The sequence below is a fragment of the Streptococcus sp. CL8.13 genome, assembly GCF_049737895.1.
This window is the reverse complement of sequence record NZ_JBKOTT010000143.1, coordinates 1-1,344: the sequence shown is the minus strand read 5'-3', so window position 1 is coordinate 1,344 and position 1,344 is coordinate 1. Positions and strand designations below refer to the sequence as shown.

The following is a 1,344-nucleotide window of genomic DNA, read 5'->3' as shown; positions in this document are numbered from 1 at the left end:
CCGATTATGTTGATGACAGTTTTGCTCAGTTTACGATTGGCAGTCACTGTCTGATGTTGTCCCAAAATCATTTGATTCCTTTGGAAGATTTTCAGTCAGGAATCATTCTTCATATCGAGGTTGAGGATGTAGACCAGAATTACCAACGGTTGAAAGAACTTGGTATCCAGGTTTTAAACGGACCAACTGTAACCGATTGGGGAACAGAGTCCTTATTAGTTAAAGGGCCTGCTGGTCTAGTGATTGATTTTTATCGTATGAAGTAGGTAATTCTATTATCAAATTTTTTATCTAAACATTCTTGGAGTGAAACTTAAAAAGATCGGAGCAATTCGATCTTTTTTGTATTTATGCGACTTTCAGTCCGTCTCGCTCCGTTAGGTGCGAGACAAAAAACCACCCGTTTTCACGGGTGGTTATGATTTCTACACTTATTGTTTGGCTTCCTGTTTTAATTGTTGCACCTGTTCCTCGTACTGGACAAGCTCCCTGTCTTTTATATTGATAGTCGCTTCTGCTTCAGCAATGCGGCTTCTCAGATCTTGAGTCTTGTTATGGTGATAGCTAATACCAATAGCACTACCAGCAATGATCCCGATTACTAGACAAGTAAAAATCACCAAAATCAAGGGAGCAGATAGTTGTGTAAAGACAAGACTGACAGTTACTGTTTGACGATTGAGTAGACCAAATGAGATCACAATGACTAATAAGCTCAAACCGCCAATTAGATAAGCCTTATCTTTCAGTGACAATTCATTAAATTTTTTTAGCATAAGTTCCTTTTCTCCTGACTATGTTGATAGAAAACTACACACCATTTAGGTATTAACAAAATTCATTTTACTAGAAAATTTCGATACTGTCAATAATTTCTAACGGCTTATTTACCATCAATCAATCGATTCATTGAAAAGGAGTATTCATTTTCTAATATTTGATTGAGTAAACAGAACGGAGCAATTCGGTCTTTTTTCTGTTCCCTCTTTCTTATAACAAGATTGTGATAGTTTATATCTTTATAACAAAAGTTTTAAAGACTTGATTGTTTTGAAAGAATATTTTAAAATAAGATTCAGTAAAAATGAAAGAGGTTTTGAAAATGTCTGAAAAACAAATGAAAATTTTAGGTTGGGTAGCGACCTTTATGTCTGTTATGATGTATGTGTCTTACTTCCCACAAATCATGAACAATCTGGCTGGTCAAAAAGGAAATTTCATCCAGCCCTTGGTTGCTGCCATCAACTGTAGTCTCTGGGTTTACTACGGTCTTTTCAAAAAAGAAAGAGATATCCCCCTTGCAGCAGCTAATGCACCAGGTATTATTTTTGGCCTAGTGACGGT

General features: G+C 36.1%; 3 protein-coding genes. 2 read left to right on the top strand and 1 reads right to left on the bottom strand.

Annotated features, from left to right (window positions below):
* Positions 1-266: VOC family protein (locus ACLNCN_RS04805; protein WP_424844741.1), on the top strand; the 266-nt coding region annotated here is incomplete at its 5' end.
* 165 nt (positions 267-431) lie between these two features.
* On the opposite strand, the gene ACLNCN_RS04800 is transcribed toward ACLNCN_RS04805, so the two are convergent.
* Positions 432-776 carry a lipopolysaccharide assembly protein LapA domain-containing protein gene (locus tag ACLNCN_RS04800; RefSeq protein ID WP_000913393.1) on the bottom strand — a complete coding sequence of 115 codons (345 nt, stop codon included), beginning with the start codon at positions 774-776 and terminating at the stop codon, positions 432-434.
* 326 nt (positions 777-1,102) lie between these two features.
* On the opposite strand from ACLNCN_RS04800, the gene ACLNCN_RS04795 reads away from it, so the two are divergent.
* Positions 1,103-1,344 (top strand): SemiSWEET family transporter (locus ACLNCN_RS04795; RefSeq protein ID WP_424844740.1); only part of this gene is annotated, 242 nt, incomplete at its 3' end.

Bases quoted from the DNA above. Each gene is read 5' to 3' on its own strand.
- ACLNCN_RS04800 (WP_000913393.1), bottom strand. From the start codon at position 776: ATGCTAAAAAAATTTAATGAATTGTCACTGAAAGATAAGGCTTATCTA.